The organism is Mycobacterium nebraskense (assembly GCF_002102255.1).
GTDB lineage: Bacteria > Actinomycetota > Actinomycetes > Mycobacteriales > Mycobacteriaceae > Mycobacterium > Mycobacterium nebraskense.
Genome location: NZ_LQPH01000161.1, coordinates 78,424 through 96,218 on the forward strand (window position 1 = coordinate 78,424; position 17,795 = coordinate 96,218).

The 17,795-nt window shown below is 64.3% G+C and carries 15 protein-coding genes and 1 pseudogene; 3 read left to right on the top strand and 13 right to left on the bottom strand.

Annotated features, from left to right (window positions below; translation table 11 throughout):
- Positions 1 to 61: 61 nt before the first annotated feature.
- From AWC17_RS24810 to AWC17_RS24840, 8 genes are all read right to left on the bottom strand, one after another.
- The gene (locus AWC17_RS24810; RefSeq protein ID WP_007172130.1) at positions 62 to 1,069 is read right to left on the bottom strand and encodes a DUF4226 domain-containing protein; all 1,008 of its coding nucleotides are present in this window, start codon (positions 1,067 to 1,069) and stop codon (positions 62 to 64) included.
- Between the two features lie 57 nt (positions 1,070 to 1,126).
- The gene (locus AWC17_RS32225) at positions 1,127 to 1,483 is read right to left on the bottom strand and encodes a hypothetical protein (RefSeq protein WP_132160395.1); all 357 of its coding nucleotides are present in this window, start codon (positions 1,481 to 1,483) and stop codon (positions 1,127 to 1,129) included.
- A 170-nt stretch (positions 1,484 to 1,653) separates the two neighbouring features.
- Positions 1,654 to 6,906 carry a hypothetical protein gene (locus AWC17_RS24820; protein WP_007172128.1) on the bottom strand — a complete coding sequence of 1,751 codons (5,253 nt, stop codon included), beginning with the start codon at positions 6,904 to 6,906 and terminating at the stop codon, positions 1,654 to 1,656.
- A 236-nt stretch (positions 6,907 to 7,142) separates the two neighbouring features.
- Entirely contained in the window at positions 7,143 to 7,751 is a 609-nt protein-coding gene (locus AWC17_RS24825; protein WP_033717261.1) for a hypothetical protein, read from the bottom strand.
- Positions 7,752 to 7,939: 188 nt separating this feature from the next.
- On the bottom strand, positions 7,940 to 8,104 hold the full coding sequence (locus AWC17_RS32865; RefSeq protein WP_007172126.1) for a hypothetical protein: 165 nt from the start codon (positions 8,102 to 8,104) through the stop codon (positions 7,940 to 7,942).
- 15 nt (positions 8,105 to 8,119) lie between these two features.
- Positions 8,120 to 8,605: a hypothetical protein gene (locus AWC17_RS24830; protein ID WP_046184891.1), complete on the bottom strand. Its 486-nt coding sequence runs from the start codon at positions 8,603 to 8,605 to the stop codon at positions 8,120 to 8,122.
- 14 nt (positions 8,606 to 8,619) lie between these two features.
- A complete protein-coding gene (locus AWC17_RS24835) occupies positions 8,620 to 8,943 on the bottom strand; it encodes a hypothetical protein (protein WP_007172124.1) in 324 nt (107 codons plus the stop codon).
- The gene (locus tag AWC17_RS24840; RefSeq protein WP_072501167.1) at positions 8,936 to 9,346 is read right to left on the bottom strand and encodes a WhiB family transcriptional regulator; all 411 of its coding nucleotides are present in this window, start codon (positions 9,344 to 9,346) and stop codon (positions 8,936 to 8,938) included. Before AWC17_RS24840 ends, AWC17_RS24835 begins: the two co-directional genes overlap by 8 nt.
- A gap of 333 nt (positions 9,347 to 9,679) precedes the next feature.
- Between AWC17_RS24840 and AWC17_RS24845 the strand changes: the two genes are divergently transcribed.
- Positions 9,680 to 10,351: a helix-turn-helix transcriptional regulator gene (locus tag AWC17_RS24845; protein ID WP_007172122.1), complete on the top strand. Its 672-nt coding sequence runs from the start codon at positions 9,680 to 9,682 to the stop codon at positions 10,349 to 10,351.
- On the opposite strand, the gene AWC17_RS33905 is transcribed toward AWC17_RS24845, so the two are convergent.
- The 5 genes from AWC17_RS33905 to AWC17_RS33140 all read right to left on the bottom strand — a co-directional run bounded on the left by AWC17_RS33905 (position 10,299) and on the right by AWC17_RS33140 (position 15,493).
- Positions 10,299 to 11,339, bottom strand: coding sequence for a C40 family peptidase (locus AWC17_RS33905; protein WP_051445829.1), 1,041 nt, complete (start codon positions 11,337 to 11,339; stop codon positions 10,299 to 10,301). The genes AWC17_RS24845 and AWC17_RS33905 overlap by 53 nt on opposite strands.
- A gap of 59 nt (positions 11,340 to 11,398) precedes the next feature.
- Positions 11,399 to 12,481, bottom strand: a complete 1,083-nt coding sequence (locus tag AWC17_RS24855) for a hypothetical protein (RefSeq protein WP_075630248.1) — start codon at positions 12,479 to 12,481, stop codon at positions 11,399 to 11,401.
- Positions 12,482 to 12,756: 275 nt separating this feature from the next.
- Positions 12,757 to 13,647 carry a ParB/RepB/Spo0J family partition protein gene (locus tag AWC17_RS24860; protein WP_007172119.1) on the bottom strand — a complete coding sequence of 297 codons (891 nt, stop codon included), beginning with the start codon at positions 13,645 to 13,647 and terminating at the stop codon, positions 12,757 to 12,759.
- Positions 13,647 to 14,363 (bottom strand): ParA family protein, encoded by a 717-nt coding sequence (locus AWC17_RS24865; RefSeq protein ID WP_007172118.1) that lies wholly within the window; start codon positions 14,361 to 14,363, stop codon positions 13,647 to 13,649. The genes AWC17_RS24860 and AWC17_RS24865 overlap by 1 nt, the downstream gene beginning before the upstream one ends.
- Before the next feature lie 587 nt (positions 14,364 to 14,950).
- Positions 14,951 to 15,493, bottom strand: a complete 543-nt coding sequence (locus tag AWC17_RS33140; RefSeq protein ID WP_174814220.1) for a hypothetical protein — start codon at positions 15,491 to 15,493, stop codon at positions 14,951 to 14,953.
- A 994-nt stretch (positions 15,494 to 16,487) separates the two neighbouring features.
- Here AWC17_RS33140 and AWC17_RS33660 point away from each other — a divergent pair.
- A pseudogene (locus AWC17_RS33660) lies at positions 16,488 to 16,667 on the top strand (tyrosine-type recombinase/integrase); the annotation flags it as partial.
- 66 nt (positions 16,668 to 16,733) lie between these two features.
- Positions 16,734 to 17,423 (top strand): tyrosine-type recombinase/integrase, encoded by a 690-nt coding sequence (locus AWC17_RS33665; RefSeq protein WP_231588713.1) that lies wholly within the window; start codon positions 16,734 to 16,736, stop codon positions 17,421 to 17,423.
- Positions 17,424 to 17,795: the final 372 nt, after the last annotated feature.

Sequence of the window (17,795 nt, forward strand, 5' to 3'; positions counted from 1 at the left end):
GGGGGCTGTACGCCGCCCGTTGTTGGCAGGCCGTCCCCCGGGTGTGGCTTCTAGTTAGTAGTTAGTGGCCTTCCTGCGGATAGGTTGGTGGCCCCAGAGGACCGGAAGGGTTGTACGGTTCGGGGGTTAAATCGCTGTGCCACATATAAATCCCGGACCCTGGTAACCATTCGTCGTATCCGTAGGGTGGCAGTGGGTTAGAGCCAGGCGGATAGATTTTCGCTCCCGGAAAGGCCGACTGCGGTACCCACACGCCTGTGTTTGGGCCCAACTGGACATATGGGTCTGGATTGCCGCGTTCGTCGACGACCGTTGGTGGCCCTAGGGCTCCGGGCGGATACACCTTGTAGCCGGGGATTTCATCGGATCTGACAAAGTAGTGCGGAACTTTGTCGGGGTCGTCTGCTCCTGACCGGTCCCATATATCAACCCACGGCGGCGAATCAGGAAAGTTGGGCGGGCCCATCCCACCCGGGCCGGCGTCATAGGGCATATGCCGCTTATCACCCGGCTTCCACGTGCGCGAATCCAGCGGCGCAGCAGGTGGTGACTCCTTGCCGTGGCTACCGGAAAGGCGCCCGTAGTCAGCGCTTTGGATGGTGCCGGCTATTTCAGCGTTGCGCTGCTGGAAGTTTTGCAGCAATCCCTTCGCCTGGTTGAGCTGACCCTGCAAAAAGCTGGCGAGTTGCTGCTGCCCTGCGGCGCTACGTGTGCTGGGGGCCAGTGCGCTAACCCCCGCGCGGGTCTGAGCGATCAGGTTGTCCATGCTTCGTGCTCCCGCCGCGGCGGCCTGTCCGGCATGGGTCAGCGCCGGATTGACTTGGCCATCGGCGGCTACCGTGCGGTCTAACGCATGGACCTGATCGGCGTTGGTCGCAGCGTAGGTCGTCGCTGCCTCGCCTTGCCAATTGGCAGCTGCGGCCTGCCCCACTGGCGCTACAGCTGCTCGGCCCGCCATCAACTGCTGCGCCGAAGGCAACGACGCTTCGAGGGGCGCCGCGCCGAAAAGCCGGCGAGCATCACTGAGCACGCGACCTGTCTCGGCCACCAGTCCATCGAGTGACGACATACTGGCCAGTATTACCCAGATCCAGTGCGGCTTCTATCGCCGTCTCCGACTTCGTGCTCATGTGGTGTGCGGGGCGTCGGCGACCGGATCGGCCAACTGCTCGTTCATTCGGTCTCCGGCATGCACGTGCTGGCGTACGAGCGGCGTCGCAGCTTTATTCAATGCTGGGGCTGCGATCCAGGTCAGGGGTGCTGGGGTGCGCGGCGTGCACAGGTCGCTAGTGAGTGCGCGCGCTTGTCTGATATCGAGCCGGACGGCGGACTTTTGTTCGGGCGTGCTCGTGGCATCCAGAAGGAGGGCCCGCGCGCGTTGCTGGACGGCATGGACGTGCTCGCGGCGGGCGAGATTGTCGGGCAAGGCTTGCGCGGCGCGGATGTCTTGTTGGGCTTGAGCCGAAGGTCCGGATTCGGGCATGCCGCACAGTAAACCGCGGGGCTGTGCCGCGCGACAAAGGCTGCGAGGTTTCGCCATGTGTCGGCATGCGGTGGCGACGGCTCGAATATGCCGCGATGAAAGGGCACGGGGAACTTCAGCGCCACACAAGGGACCGTTCGAATGTAGTGTCTAACTTCCGGTTTGGATATTCAGAAGTCGTGCTCGGGACCGGCGAGGCCTTGCTGGTGGTCGTGTTGTTCGAGGGCGAGGCGTTCTCGGGCGCGGACAATTTTGCGTAGGGCATCGGCGCTGGGGTAGCCGAGTTCTTCGACCAGGGCCGGTGTGGGGTTCAGGAGCAGGCTCCATCCGGGTTTGCGGCCGCGGGCGGCCATGCGTTGTTCGGCCGCGGCGGCTTTGGCTTTGGCTTCGGGGCTTTGGGCGGCCATGCGCAGCTCGAGGGTGAGGGCTTTAAGTTCTGCGTCTTTTGTGGCCAGTTCGTCGGCGTGTTCGAACGGTGCTGGGGGGTTGGTTACAAAGTCGTCGAGGGCGGCCTGGTCGCGGTCGCGTTCGTGCTGCAGTCGTGCGTGGTGTTCGGGTAGGCCGGTGTAGAGGTTTTCCACGCGGCGCAGCAGTCCGAGTTGTTTGGGGCCGTTGACGTCGGAGCCTGGACCTGCGCCGGTGGATAACAGTTCAAGGCCGGAGATTTCTGCGGTGCGCGACGGCACGGCTAGTCGTAGTAGCAGTTGGTCGTGGGTGAGGTCGCGGGCGGCCAGGATGTCGATGCCGTAGATGGTGGCGCCGATGGGTTCGAAGCGGCTGGCGCCGCGGTCTTTGCCGGCGGTGTAGGCGCGCCGGCAGGCCGCAGCCAGTGCGTGGGAGGCGGGGACGCGCTCGGTGTAGGTGGTGTCTGCGACGGTCAGCCGTGGTGGCCCGCCGGCGGAGGCATGCGCGGCGGCTGCCCTGGCGAATGGAGTGAGCTCGTCGATGGCGCGTTGTTTGTTGGGAATCGCGCGCTCGAGCACACTGACTTGCCAGTCGCGGTTGCGCACCGATTGACTGTGTGCGCGCTGCAGGGCGGTGAGGCGTTTGACGGTGTCGTCGAGTTCAACTTGGTGTATGTAGCGCGGGTCGCCGGTGGCGATGGCCTTGGTTTCTGCGGCGGCGGTCCCGATGTCACCGCCGGAAAGGTCGTCGATCTCGATATCGAGGACCTCGTTGCGGCGCATCTGTTCGATGAACAGCGTTTTGGCTTGGACTTTTTGCCACATGACGGTGTCGTAGGAGCCTTCGGTGACGTAGATGAAGATGTCGATGCCGTCGAGGTTTTGGTTGCCTTGGCGCTGAATGCGGCCTTCGCGTTGTTCAAGGTCGCGCGGGCGCCATGGCACGTCGACGTGATGCAGGGCGGCGGCTCGGGCTTGCACGTTGACCCCGGCGCCGATTTTCTCGGTGCTACCGATCAGCACTGAGACGTCTCCCCTAATGCACTGGGCGAACAGCGTTTTGATCTCTTGAAGATTTTTTGCCTCGTGGACGAAGCGGATCGCGGCTGCGGGCATGCCGCGCGCCACGAGTTCGTCTTTGATCGCCTGATAGATGGTGAACTGGGCGGGGTCTTTGGATGGGGTGCCGCGGTCGCAGAACATGATCTGCAGTGCCCCGGTGCCGGCCGGCGCGCCGGTGTCGGGATGGGTATAGGCGCGATGCGCGTGGCGGTAATGGACACGCATGGCTGCGTCGGCGACTGCGCAGGCGCGGCTGTGTCGGGGTTTGGGCAGGTGGGCCAACCGTGGATCCAACGACACGTTGCGCCCGTCGTTGCTGATTTTGAGTGGGTTGTCGCGTCGGGGATTGCGTGAGTCGAGATGATCGAGGCGGTAGCCCAAGTCGGTAATGAAGTCGACGACTTCGATGTCGGGGTGCAAGCTGATGATTTGGCGTTGCCCGGTGCGAAGCGGCGGCAGCTCGACGGGGACTTGGTCGCGGGTGACGACGTCGGTGTAGACCGAGGACAGCGCCAGCAGGGCGGGCAGGTTGGTGAACTTCCCTACTCGCGTGACGGGCCGCAGCTTAGTGCCCGTGGTGTTGACCTCGATGGTGGTGGTGGTCGCGGTAAACGCCGCACCCCAGTCCCCCAGGTCAGCGACCCCGGCGTGCTCTAAAAGGTCTGGCCGCAAGTAGGTTTGCATGACCCATAGCTCGCCTAATGAGTTGCTGATCGGTGTGCCGGTGGCGAAGGTCGCGACCCGTTCGACAACCCGGTGCGCGGGAATGCCTTTGGCCAGCGCCTCGTCGCGGCGCCGCTGGCGCAACACGGTGAGTTTGAGGGCGAGGTCCTCGGCACGTTGCGATGCGTTGGGGCACGATAATTCTTCAATGTTGCAGGTGCGGCCCAAGTTCTTGTACGTGTCGGCCTCGTCGATCATCAGATAGTCACAACCGGATTCCTCAAACCGCAACCCAGTGTCTTTGGTGTTGGCGGCTACAAGTTTTTCTAGCCGCGCCTTGGCGCTTTTGATGGCGAGTTCGATGCGCTTTTTGCTGCGGTCGGCTTCGGCGGATTGGAGTTGTTCGCGCAATGTATCGAGCTGGTTTTCGATGTAGTCGACGCGCATATCCGTGGAGACGTTGATCGCGGTGAACGCCGACTGCGGGATGACAACGAGATCCCAATCACTTGAGGCGGTTTGGGCGATGAAGCGGCGCCGTCCATCAGCGGTGGTGGCCGCTGAGCCGAGCAGAATCTTGGCGGCCGGATACCACTGTTGGGCTTCGCGGCCAACTTGTTCGGTGATCGCATTGGGTACCACGAGCCAGGGTTGGCGTACCAACCCCAGGCGCCGCAGTTCCAGCGCTCCAGCGACCATGCTTCCCGTCTTGCCCGCTCCGACAACATGATCCAAGAGAACGGCGGGCTCGGAGATGATGCGCGCGGCGGCGTTGCGCTGGTAGAAGTGCGGCGTGAAGTGATCCGACATGCCAGGAAAACGCATGTGTGAGCCGTCGTAGGCAGGCGCGCGCCGCGAGTTGAAGCGCCGGTTGTATTCGGCGACCAGGGTGTCGCGGCGGGTCTCGTCAGACCACAGCCAGCGGGTGAATTCCTCGCTGATTTTGGCCATTTTGGCTTGGGCGGCGAAGGTGGCCTGCAGGTCGAGGACACCGTCGTCGTTGTTGACGAGGACGGCTTTGGAGTTGCAGGCGGCCTCGAGCAGGCTGACCGCGTCGCAGCCGCGTCGGTCGGTTCCCCATTCGTCGGTCATCAGCCGGCCGTGGCGTTTGTAGGAGGCAACGTCGACGACCCAGCGCCCGCCGATGTGTTCGGCGACCACACCGGTGGCGTCGAATGTTTTCTCGGCGAAGGCGGCGACGACTTGGGCCGGGATCCACGGTGCCCCGGGGCGCATTTTGATGTCTTGGGCTTCACGCTGGGGCGGCAGCACCTGTTGCAGGGCGGCGGCGTAGTCGTTGTAGATCGGGTTGGTTTCGGCCGCATCGAGCGCGCGGGCGAGTTTGGTGCGCACGTTGCCGGACAGGGCACTCACGGCGGGGACGAGTTCGTCGGGGTCGTCGAGGCTGGGATAGACCAGTCCAGCGATCAGGTCACGGGCGTCGTCGACTTCGACTTCTAGCAGGTTGGCGATTAGGTCGACGTCGACGCGCTGGGTGCGGTCCAGGCACACCGCCAACGCTTCTTCGGGGGTGTCGGCGGTGGCGCGCTCCAGCGGCGGGGTGAGCAGGTCGGTGGAAAAGATGGGCGATTTCTGGGCGGAGCCGGTGTCTTCGTCGAAGATTTCCAATGAGGCGACCAGTGCCCATCCGGGGTCGTGGCGCATTCCGCCGTCGAGGTGACGCCGCTTCTTGTAGGGCGCGGGCGCTTCGGAGGCCTCGGTGTCCCATTGCGCGGCGACGTCGTCGGGCACGGGCCCGGTGTAGGGGCGCTCGGGGGTGCCTTCGGCGGTGCGCCAGGCGGTTTCGGCGGCGGCCAAGCGCTGATCGTGGCGTTCTTGGGTGACGGTGGGATAGACCCAGGTGAACCGGTTGAGGGGGCCATGCTGGCGCACGTAGTTGTCGTAGAGGGTGTTGAGGTGTCCGCGGAGCTGGTCGCGCTCGGCGGCGGGCTGGCCGTCGCGTTGGGAGGCGATGAGGCTGACGGCGACGTCGCGCAGGCCGATGAGTTCGCGGGTTTCTGCTAGCAGCGTTTTCGGGGTTTTGTGGGGTTCCCATTGGTGTCCGGCCCAGTATTCGATGCCGCGGTTGGCCTCGCTGTAGCGCAATGTGTAGAGCGGGGTGTCCTCACCGCGGTCGGCCGCGGTGATCAGGCCGGGGTCGAAGACGTCTGCGGAGACCTCGGTGAGTTCAGCCGGCGTGGCGGTTAATCCGAGCCCGTGCTTCATGGCCGAGTCGATGAGCAGGTGTAGCCGGTCGTGCAGCTGCTCGGCGAGCTCGGTGCCGCTGGTGCCGCTGGTGCCGCTGGTGCCGCGCACGACGAGTTGGTGGGAGCCGTTGAGTCCGCGGCCCAGGTGCATCTGGCCGAGCACGTTGTGGGGGTTGGCGACGAAATGGGAGTTGATGTGCAGGGTTTCGCCGGCGCCGGTGTCGGGGTCGGTGAGTTCGATGGCTTCGGTGTTGATCCAGGCGGGCAGTTCGTCTGGGGAGGGGGTTCGGGGATCGCGGCGGCGCAGGATGAGCAGGTCGGTGACGACCTCGGTGCCGGCCACCCGCGTAAACGCCTTCGACGGGAGCCGGATCGCGCCGATGAGGTCGGCTTTGGCCGAAATGTCACGCCGGGCGACCGATTTCGCCGCATCCAGGGTGTAGCGGCTGGTCAGCACAGCCACGTATCCACCGGGGGCAATCAGCGCGAGGGATTTGACGATGAAGTGGTTATGGATGGAGTGACGGGCGGGGTTGTGGGCGGGGTCGGTGACCGCGTAGCGGCCGAAGGGGACGTTGCCGACGGCGGCGGCGAAGCTGTTTTCGGGGACGTGAGTGGATTCGAAACCTTCGTGGCGGATCTGGGCCGATGGGTAGAGCAGGGCGGCGATGGCTGCGGTGGTGGCGTCACTTTCCACACCAACCATGACTGCCTCATCGGGGGCGTGAGCGATGAATGTTCCTGCTCCGCAACCTGGTTCGAGGACCTTGCCACCGCTAAACCCGGCCCGACCTAGTGCTTCCCACACCACGGCGGCGATGGCGGGATCGGTGTAGTGGGCGTTGAGGATGGAGGCCTCTGCCTGGCGGTATTGGTCGCGATCGAGCAACTCGGCCAGGGTGTCCCGTTCGGCGGTGAGGTCGCTGGCGCGGGGGTCGAACACCTGGGGTACCGCACCCCAGCCTGACCAGGTGGCCAGGACACGTTGTTCGGCTGGGGTGGCCGGCCGCTGCGCGTCTTGCAGGGCGCGCAGCAGCTGGACGGCGGCAATGTTGGCGCGGATGCGTGCTTTGGACCCCGATGGCACCAGGGTGTCGAGGCTTGCCGGAAAATCGGTGGGGCTGGTGAATTCTTCTATCCGCTGCTCGGCGGCCGGAGTCGGTTCGTCTGATACAGCCGGGCTTTGTACGGTGCCCGCCGGCGGGTCGATTGGCTGGTGGGCTGGTGTGCGCGGGTTCGGCCGCGGCAGCGGGGCGCCGCCGGGGTCAATCGAGCGCGGATCGGTGGGCTGATCGGCCTCATCGAACAGTGAGGGCTGGGCGTTTACCGCTCGGGTATGCCGTCGTCGCGCAGATCGGTGTAGACCATCTGAGCCAGCGTGCTCGTGAGCGGATCGTCCGGGCCGCTCGGTAGGGGCAGGCCATCCTCGGCCCGGGCGGCTAGCAGGTATCCGGCCTTGATCCGAAACACCGCCGAGTAATTCGGGTCCGGCCACAGATCCGCGATCAGCGCCTCGATGTTCTGGCTGGGGTCGCTGCGATACTGGGGCCGGGTCCAGCGTTGATCCCAGGGCACCTGACTGCGATCGGGCGCTGGGTCGTTGTGCTCCCCCCACAGGTTGCTGGGCTGGCCGTCCTCGGTCGGGATCTGCTCGTAGAGCTCGTTGTTGAGCACGATCTCCATCGCCTGGCTGCGTGCGGTGTTCAGCATCCCTGCCTTGGTCAGGTAATCCGGATGCTCGCCGCGGCTGCGGGTCCACGCCCCTACCGCCTGGGCGCCCATCTCGGCCGCCAGCTCGGCGACCTGGTAGCTGATCCTGGCCGCCTGGCTGTCCAGGAATGTCTCGCGTTGGGCTGGGCTCCACTGCGGGGGCAGCTCGAGCGGGCCCGCGTAGGCCTCCGCCACGATCTGGCGTATCTCTGGGCTCGTCACCACCACCGTCCCCGCCGAAGATGTCGAACAGACCCGGCTGGTGTGGATCTGGCCGCGTCCTCCGTGCCATATTGTGCGCTCCGATCGGCTCGAGTCGGGGTCGGGGTAACCGTGGTTAGCCATAAACTGGCGCAGCCGACGCTCAGCGACCCGTCTTCGTGCCGCAGCCGAGCGTGCATCGGGGGAGGTCATGTCGTTGTGCCGCAGTCGAATAATGTCGGGGTGAAGATCTTCCGGTTGGACCACGAGACCTCGGTACGCGCCGCGTAGGCGCCGCTTTGCGATGTGGCAGATAGGATTTCGACTCGGTCCCAGTCGCGCAGCTCGATGTCATACAGGGTGTTTGCGCTCATTGGGTTGCCTTTCGGTTACTGGGATCGGGGGCAACTGCCTGGTGGTGCAACCATGGGGGCACGATTTGCGCCAGTGGCGGTGCGGATGTGAATGCTGCAGGAGGTCAGCTGCCGGACAAGGCGCAAGTTGTGACCAACCTTGCCTAGTGCGCGCGCATAGTCATCGGGGTTGACGTAAACGCGGATGCGGCGCTGTTCAGGGTTGATGACTTCGGCGATCGCAGACTTGATTCCCAGTGCGTTGATCACGTACCTGGCAGTGTCGCTGTCGTAGGCGATGATGCTGACATGTTCGCCGCAGAGGCGCTTTTCGACGTCGGCGATACGCAGGCCGCCCCACCCGATACAGACGGCGACCGCGTTGATCCCGCGAACACGTGATCGGACCGCGACTTTAGCCAACAGTCCGGGCTCGCGTGCGACCGCAATGATTTCGACGGAGCCGTTGGCCAGTTCGGGCACCCGAGCTGTCAGCGCCGCTCGAACGGGACATGTGATCATCGGATGGCGCCCTTTCAACGTGGCGCCGGCTGGCCGTCCGAGGCGCTGAAAGCGGCTTCCAGGGCGGCGATTTCGCGGTCGGCGGGGTTGGCGGCCGCCGTCCAGGTGACCTCGCGGCCTTCACGGCCACCGCGGGTCAGCAGGCCTTGACGCTCAAGGCCGCACAGCACCCGGTAGATCTGCTCGTGGATCGGGGCGCAGGATATCGCGACCCCCGCGACCGGCACGTCAGGCGCGTGCAGGCGCAACTGTGCCGTCGTGAGGGGCCGTTGCGCGATGCGGAGTTGGGCGAGCAGGTCGTCGCGCAGGACGCGGGTGGCTGCGCTGCTGCTAGGCACTGGCCTTCTCCCTTAGCGTCGCACTTGCCCTGGACGCGGGTTTAGCCGCTTGTCGGCGGCGCAGGTCGCGCTGGGTGGCCGCGAAGTGCACGGCCTGACGGATTTGCAGGGACCGCAGCCGTAGCGCTGGGGGTTGGTTTCGGTAGCGGGCGATGACCTCGCGTAATTGCGCTCGAGCGGCCTTGAGGGCGGCGACGTCACGGGCGCCGGGCATGGCCACGCTCGCCCACACCCCATCGGTAGCGCCAAATCTGAGGGCGTTCTGGGCGCAGGCGACGATGATGGGGCAGTTGGTGCAGATCGCTGCCGACTCTCGCTCCCCGCTATATCCCCTGAACCAGGTGTCGGGGTCTTCGTACTCGCACAGGCCGGTGTCGGCTCGCAAGGGTCGGATGGTGGTCACGGCGCTCTCCATTCCTAATTATACCTGTGCATCATATTGTGTATGTTGTGTACTGACTACGTTTATAGCTGCTCATGCGCTGATAGGCAACATCAGTGCAGATGAAGGTTTCGGCAGAGTAAGTCGACACAGTTCAAGGGCGTACAGCGTATTGGCACCCCTGCGCATCTGCTGCGCGAAACCATGCTTTTCTGCCTTAAACAGGCTATTTCTGTGCATCTCTCGCGTGGCACATCTGTTGGGATCCCGTGTCCGACCGTGGCTGAACGTGGTCAACTTCTATAGTTAACTTGCAAGTATCCGAGAGGTCGTCGGTCGACGACGGCGGCGACGATGGCGAAGGACACGGTGAGCACCAAGGCGACTCCACCTGGCGAGAGCCCGCTAGAGCGGGTCGGCAAGGCCGTTGCCGACCGCCGAGTCGAAGTTGGGCTGGAAACGCAGCGAGAGCTAGCTGACGCGGCGAATGTGTCGCTGAACACGGCCGCGTTGCTTGAGCGCGGCAAGTCATTTCCTCATCGGATCAACCGCGTGAAGTTCGAAGATGCCCTGCAGTGGCCGCGCGGCACCCTCGATGCGCTACGCCGCGGTGAGCCCATCCCGCAGACCCAACCGCGCCCGGCAGCGGCGCTCACGGCGCAGCCCTCGTTCGAGTCGGTGTCGACCGATCCGCGCACCACGTTGCAGGCCTTGGGAATCGCTAAGGCGATAGCGGCGATATCTGCGATATGCGCACAGATTCTGGTGCGCCACAGCAACAGTGCACAGGCGAAGGCAACGCTGCGCGACCTCGACGATCAACTGTTGCAGTTAGAGTCGCTCATTGTCGCGAGTCTGCCGCACGTGCGCGGAAAGTCGTTTAGCGAGACCATGTCGGCGCTGACCGAGCTGCACGAGTATCGCGACGTCATCCGCGACGCCGCCGGGGACGCGCAGGCCTCGACCGAAACTGCTACGCCATCGGCCGGCGCGCCACGTACGAGGCTGGCATCGGCGAAATCCTGACCGGCACACCGGATTGCTGGGCTTCTACGCACTGCGTTGGGCTGATGGCGAGCATGACGTGCCCTGCTTCGGGAAAGATCAGGTCTCCGGCTTCGACGTTTCCATGAGCTACCTTGGCGCCCTGGTGAATCTGGGTGTATGTGTCGGGACCCAAGGTGATGCCGGCCTGAGCGTAGGACCAGTGAACCAGGCCGGAGCAGTCAAATTGGTTGGGCCCCTTGGCCCCCCAGACATAGGGGCACCCCAAGCGGGTTAGTGCGGCTTTGACCGCGATGCGCGCTAATGGCCCTCCCCCAGCGATCGCGGCGTCGTGGTCACCGGCGAGTTCGGGGTTGGTGTGGTGGTGGTTTCGGGTAAGCCCGGACAGGGCGGTGTCGAGGCCGGGGATAGAAAGTGGGCTGCCCACTCCCCCGCCGGCGGCGCCCAGGCCGCCCATCGGCATGCCACCGGTCATGGCGCCGGCGCCCATCGGCATCGCGCCCATCCCTGCGCCGTAGCCGCCGGCACCTCGCCCGATCAACGCCGCCAGCTCCATATTGCGCCGCTCACAGATGCGCAACAGGGCCTTGGCCCGATCCAGCTGGCTTTGCAAATGCGTCACCAATTCCCGCTTGCCTGCCGGGGTTCCGGTGGCAGGAGCGATCGCGGCCACCCCCGAACGGGTATCGGTGATCACCCCATCCATGCCCCCGCCACCCGCGGCAGCAGCCTCTCCCACGCCGGTCAGCGGCGGGCCGGTCCCCGCGTCGGCGGCGATGGTGTGATCCAGGGAAAATAGCTGCCCAGTGTTGGCAACGCCGTACCCGGTGGCCGCCGCACCACCCCAGCCTGCGGCGGCGGCCTGTCCCGCGCCTGCCACAACCTGGCGACCCGTCACCAGTCCCGACGTTGATGACCAACCCCCGTTAATCATCGGCGCCGCCCCGAAAAGCCTGCGCGCATCGCCCAATACACGGCCAGCCTCAGCCACCACCTCATCGAGCGACATACCCGGCAGTATCACCTAAACCGCGCCCACGCGGCTATCACCAGCACCAACTTCGCCGCTCAGTAACCCTTCGGCGGTCGTGTGGGATCGGCCTGCTGGATGTTGGCTGCCAGATTCGACGCGTCAGCTGCGACGCAATAGCGGCCGCGGGCGTAGTTGATGAACGCGCACGCTTCGGATACGTCGTCGAATCGGCTACTTGCTGTGCCCGGCTGGTGATACTGCCGGAACGTTGCACCGGTGAATTGGAACGACCCTCCGCTGGGATCTCCCCTCTGCGCGTTGGCATCGGTGTGGTTTATGGCGTCGTTGCGGTATCCGGATTCACGTTTAGCCACCAGCATCATCCCGGCTTCCCACCGGGCACGTGCTACGGGATCATGAACGCCTTCGATGTCGAGGGCTTTGCGGATCGCCGCGCGGACGCGGTCGGCCCCTGGACCTGCGGGCTCGGCGGCCAGGTTCAATCCCTGATCCGGCTCGGGGTTGGTGTGGTGGTGGTTTCGGGTAAGCCCGGACAGGGCGGTGTCGAGGCCGGGGATAGAAAGTGGGCTGCCCACTCCCCCGCCGGCGGCGCCCAGGCCGCCCATCGGCATGCCACCGGTCATGGCGCCGGCGCCCATCGGCATCGCGCCCATCCCTGCGCCGTAGCCGCCGGCACCTCGCCCGATCAACGCCGCCAGCTCCATATTGCGCCGCTCACAGATGCGCAACAGGGCCTTGGCCCGATCCAGCTGGCTTTGCAAATGCGTCACCAATTCCCGCTTGCCTGCCGGGGTTCCGGTGGCAGGAGCGATCGCGGCCACCCCCGAACGGGTATCGGTGATCACCCCATCCATGCCCCCGCCACCCGCGGCAGCAGCCTCTCCCACGCCGGTCAGCGGCGGGCCGGTCCCCGCGTCGGCGGCGATGGTGTGATCCAGGGAAAATAGCTGCCCAGTGTTGGCAACGCCGTACCCGGTGGCCGCCGCACCACCCCAGCCTGCGGCGGCGGCCTGTCCCGCGCCTGCCACAACCTGGCGACCCGTCACCAGTCCCGACGTTGATGACCAACCCCCGTTAATCATCGGCGCCGCCCCGAAAAGCCTGCGCGCATCGCCCAATACACGGCCAGCCTCAGCCACCACCTCATCGAGCGACATACCCGGCAGTATCACCTAAACCGCGCCCACGCGGCTATCACCAGCACCAACTTCGCCGCTCACGCCTCCCAGCGCTCCCAGCTGTGAGCGTTGCCGTGGGGTGCGTTTGGCTTTCGGCTCGCCGGTGTTGACGCCGACAACCACCACCTGCGATATCGAACGGTGCCACCGAAACCGCTTGACGCCCAACATAATTGAGTGTGGCTGAGCGTGCAGTATGCCACGCCACCTCGATGGATGGGTCAGCTTTCCACGGAAAACTGACCCTCGCGATGCTATGTGAGCAACTTCCTGAGCTGGCCGACCAGTGTCCTGGCTCCTTTATCGCCAAGTTGATCGCGCAACGCTATCGCCAGGGCGCGTGGATCCGCGTCGAACTTTCGAAGCGCCCGCGTCACCGAGCGCAGCGGCGGCGCCGTTGGTTCGTCTCGTGCCGCCGAATCCGAATTGCCGTCTTCGGTTTCATTGGCGGTGTTGGCCCCTTCACTGCGCCGGCCGCGAGCGGCCTTCCACCGGGCCACCTGCTGTGCGAGCGGAACCTGGGCAAGTGAACGCGCTTCGCGAATCGCCAGATCGCCCCTGCGGGTGGCTTCCTGAAGATCGGGTGCCAGTTTGAGTAGCGCGCGCCGATGTGACACCCACGTCTTGCTCTTACGAAGATGTTCGGCCGCGGCGTCAGCGCTGCCGTACTCCCCCACTAGCCTCTCGACAGCTTTGGCTTCCTCGATCACGTCGAATCCCGAGCGGTCGACGTTCTCGGAGATTACAGCCGTGAGCAGCGTTGCGCGATCATTGGCGAGTTCGTCTTTGATCACGATGTCGAGCTCGGGTCGGCCGAACTTGTGCGCGGCGGCCAACCGCCGGTTGCCGATGATTACTACCCACCGCGCCGAAATCGTGGTCTCGGGGTAGATGTTTTGAAATGCTCCTCGGGTGACAACAACTACGGGCTGTAGTTGGAAGTCAACGATGGAGGCCAACTCGTCGAGGTCACCGACCGAATCGCGCGGGTTGTGTGGGTTGCCGACCAGGTCTCGTAGAGCCACCGACCGCGACAGGCCCGACCGTGGGGCGACGACGGGAATCTTCGCGTTTCCGTCAACAGATGAGTTGTCGCCAACAGCATCGACGAGATCATCGAATGTCTTGACACCACCGCGCCCCATTACCGGACTCCTACCATGTTCAGTTCGTCGGCGAGCTTGTAGAAGTCAGCCGCCGCGTTGGCCGCCGAGCCACTCTTCTTGTACTGGGTGACCACGACGCCCTCGCTGCAGGCATTCGTGTGAATCTTGTAGTGCCGCACTACCGTCTCGGCTAAGGGCCATCCCTGTCCGCGAATGAACTTCTGCGTTTGCTTTAACCAGTGTTCGCCATCGCGCGGGTCCCAATCATTGATGAAGACCCGGTAGGGGATGTTGCGCGGTTCGAGAAGCTTACGGATCGTGCGCGCGGTTGGGTCGAAGCACATCGGCGCCGGCAGCACCGGGACGATCGCTTCGGCGGTGACGTCGAGGACGGTCCGCAGTGCATCGGCGGAGTATCCGTCACCTAGACCATCTCGAGAGGAGTCCGCGTCGAGGTCGAACCAGCCGGCGGTATCGACGTAGACCTCGACAATACCGGGCAGGTTGTTGAGCTGCTGCAGCCATTCGAGGGGATCGTCGTGCGCTTGGACAAGATGGAAGGGGAGTGCGTCGACCCGGTTGGCCCACCATTTTGCCGACCCCTGCGGGTCTATCGAGACCGCAGCCACCGGCGAGAACGCGTCGGGCTCGAGATATGCGGTCAGTTTTTGGGCTCGTACGGCGGCCAGATTGACGGTCGCGGTGCTCTTGCCGACACCGCCTTTTTGGTTCAAAACAGTGACAACTTTAGTCATGGGGAGAAGACCTTGGTGCGCTTGGGCCGCGGCTGCGGCCCACTCCGGGAACCGGCCGCCAGGAAATACGTCGCTGACCGAACGACCGCCCCTCAGACACGCTGAATTGTGCATTACATCTCGCCAGTTTTCCGCGGAAAACTGCCCAGATCCAACCGGAGATCGCATGCCGTCTTTCGCGCCTTCCCGGTCCGTCAATCACATCAGCGAGTCCATGACTTGCGTCGATTGACGAGCGACAGGCCAGTTTTCCGCGGAAAACTGGACATGCCGGGCTCAGATCATCACCCCAAAAGTCACGCGATTCCGCCGCGGCAGTGAGTTGTGCGCGCGCCTCATCGACTCGCCGCTCCCGATGGCATCCGGCCACATCATGACGTTGGCCGGCAGCCGCCGCCGAGAGGGTGACCACTTCCTCGGGCACTCGTGGATCGGGGCGTTGATTGCGCCGGGGCCCCGCACGACGTAGGAGTCGAACCGGCGGCATCCGCTGGCATGCACAACCGGGTCCACCCACAAAGCGCCCCCATAGTCGTTCGCACGTGCACCGACGCTTGACGACCTCACCGACACCGTCGGTCGACGGTTCACGGCGCACCAGCACCTAGTGCTTGTGCCGCCACGTTGTTGGGCACGCCACCGCCGACCTCTCGCGCGGCGGCGTCTACCGAACCTAGTGCTTGCGCCGCGGCGTCGGTGGCTGCGCCACCGCCGGCTTCCGGCACCGCGCCCTCTCCTGCGCCCCGCGCCGCGCTGCCTTCCGCGCCTAGTGCATCCGCGCGTGGCGCTGCCTGCGCGTCGGCAGACTTCAACACCGCGCGCACCTCACCGACTTTGACTCCCGCCAGTTCAGCGATCGCAGTGAGGCTTTCACCACGGCCTTGCATCCGGGCCACCGCTGTCGCGCCAGCCTGGCGGTGTTCGTGACGGCGCCGCTCCCCCTCTGCGCGTATCTCGAGGATACGGTTGCGCTCCCACTCGTCGACGGCGACCAGCCGCCCAATCTCGACGAGAAACGACGCAGCGTCATCGACATTTTGACGCTCACGCTCCAGACGTGCCTCGTTGGCCTTATGCTGCGCCTCCCGGACACGCTTGCGCGCCGCCGATTTCGAATTGATGTTCACCACGTGGGAACCATAGGACACACCCATCGTCGCGCTCTACCAACCTGACCAACATCATCTGTGTCCCCATTTGTCCGCACCCACTGTCGCCAAATCAACTGCCCACCAATGCAACACATCCGCACCGATCCGCACCACTCACCACAACCACCTGTCCGATCCGGGAAACGGTCGGGTGCGCTCGTTCACGCGCTACGACACACTTATGCCAACGAGACCCGTACCACAGCAGCCTGAAACCCGCTATCTGCACTGGTCGGCACGCGGTGGTTTCGCTTGGTGTGCGATGGCGCTATATGACCAGCTCAGACACCCCTTCTGGACCTCAACCAGAAGGGCTTGACCGCTCTCCTAAAGCCGGTCTCGCAGATTCGACCCCCTGACCGCACTCGACGGTGCATTTCCGATCGAATGTCGCACTGCTGGTAGCGGGAATCGAGAACTATGCCTCATGATCTCGGTATGACCTGCCGGCCAGTACCAACGGCGGGAGACGGGGTTGGAGACGATGACTATAGAAAATGCGTCGGTCATGCTCACCGCTCATGAAGTTCGAGCAATGACCGGAGTTCCGGTCTCAACGCTGCATGATTGGGCGGCCAGGCGGGAACGTGGGATTGATGCGCCTGGTCCACATCACCTCAGGCTTAGCGATCGGCACCGTCGATGGTTACTGGATGACGTCAAAGATTGGCTGGAATCGACTCGGGTGTAGAGCGATTCGCCCTCACCCACGACTTAGCACAACCGCAAATTTTGAGCTAACGATCAAGCTTGCACACGCTCACTGCTGGCTGCAGGCACTGATCCTCAATTCCCCCAACGTCATTCCGGAGGAATCTTGGCCATAAAGCGCCGCGAGACGAAGGACGGCGTGCGTTATGACGTCCAATGGCGCCTACCGGATCGTTCGAAGCGCAAGAAGAGCTTCCGAACAGAGCGGGAGGCGCGCCAGTTCGAAGCAAGGCTCGTCACCGACAGCGCCGCGGGCGTCAGGGTGGACCCACGCGGCGGCAAAATCCTGCTCCGCAACGTCTATCGATCGTGGCTAGCCTCCCGACCCGACCTGAGCGCGAAAGTCCGCCGCGGATACGAAGACAACTGGAGGCTGCGTATCGAGCCACAGTTTGGTTCGTGGCCGATCGCAAGAATCGACCACGAGTCGATCCAACGATGGGTGAATGCCATGTCAGCGTCGGGTCTCGGACCGCGGACCGTGAGGTGGACGCACTCGGTCCTCAAGATGACCCTTGACCGCGCCGTCGAGGAAGACCAGCTCCTCGGCAAGAACCCCGCATCACGCACCAAATTCCCACCGATGCGGCAAGCCACACACGTCTATCTAACCGTCGGCGAAGTCGCAACACTTGCCCAAACATGCGGCGCTCAAGGTGACGTCGTCTTGCTCCTGGCTTACACAGGCCTACGATTCGGTGAACTCACCGGCCTCAATGTCGAGGATGTCGACCTGGGCGCTCGTCGAATCCGTGTTCGCCGGTCGATGACCCAAGTCGGCGGCAAACTCGTTGAAGGGAACCCGAAATCGCAAGCCGGCCGACGTTCTGTCCCAATCCCCGAGCGCTTGATGCCGGCACTTAAGGCGCGGCTCGACGCACGACCCTGTGGCGCGCCGGCGATCGCGTCGCCGAAGGGTTCCCGGCTGAGCCTGGAGAACTGGAAGCGTGCGGTCAACTGGCGGAAGTCTGTGACTGAGATCGGCCGGGACAACTTGCGTGTGCATGACCTACGGCATACCTACGCATCGCTGTCACGACGGGCCGGCGCCGACTTGCGACTCCTGCAAAAGGCAATGGGCCACGCATCAATCACCGTGACCGCACACACCTACGCGGATCTCTTCGACGACGAGCTTGACGACATCGCAACCGCGCTTGACTCGCTCGACGATACTTTTCGTGCGGGCCGCAGCTGATCCGGTTTGGCCCTGTTTCGTCCCATTTCTCAGGGATCGAGGTGGCGGCAAGGCTGTCTGGCAATCGCACGGGAAGGGAGACCCAATCGTTAGACCCCGGCCTCAAGCCAGGTTGGCGAGGCCGGGGCCATTCGACTAGAGCGCAGACCCGGAGGTCATCCCCAACGCTGGTCCCGAAGCCGTTTGTTTAACCGGCCGCATCGGAGCGCACTTCATCAAGTGTAAAGGACTCAAACCCAATTGAGCGGAGGCCACACGCCCCCGCTGAACACAGCCGACCCCGGGGTTATGCGACGGTCAAGTCCAGGGACGTGGTGTACGACGTCGTCGTGTGATTCTTCGACTTGGTGGTTTAGGCGGTCAGTGCCGCCG